A 482-nucleotide genomic window follows, 5' to 3' on the forward strand; every position below is an offset into this window, starting at 1 on the left:
CGTAACAAGGTAGCCGTATCGGAAGGTGCGGCTGGATCACCTCCTTTCTAAGGAAGAAGAAGTAGAAAATTGAATGTGTTTTACTGTTGAGTTATCAAGAATAACTAAATATGCTTCTGGTGGCGATGCGCTTAGGGGAAACACCCGTTCCCATCCCGAACACGACGGTTAAGACCTAAGCGGCCGATGGTACTGCACTGGAGACGGTGTGGGAGAGCAGGTGGCCGCCAGATCAAAAAAAGAACAACAGATGAAGATCTGATGAACATACAGCTGGTTTTACCAGTGATATAAGAAGAAAAAGATTTTTCCTCTTATATGACTGATAAAAATTCAGTCAGTATCGTACCTTGAAAACTGCATACATGTAAATTTGATTAACTAATCAAATATCCTTGATATACAAACGTAAGATAGGAAGACATCGATAATAATAATTATCAAAAGCAACGAGAATCAAAGACCGCTGATACCTACGCTAG

Annotated in this window: 1 rRNA gene; it reads left to right on the forward strand. The window is 40.5% G+C overall.

The features are described from left to right. Positions 1 to 115: 115 nt before the first annotated feature. Positions 116 to 233: ribosomal RNA gene (gene rrf, locus LI112_RS17900) — 5S ribosomal RNA — on the forward strand. The last annotated feature ends 249 nt before the right edge of the window (positions 234 to 482 follow it).

This window comes from Blautia sp. 210820-DFI.6.14 (assembly GCF_020558815.1).
In the GTDB taxonomy this organism is placed as follows: domain Bacteria; phylum Bacillota; class Clostridia; order Lachnospirales; family Lachnospiraceae; genus Blautia_A; species Blautia_A obeum.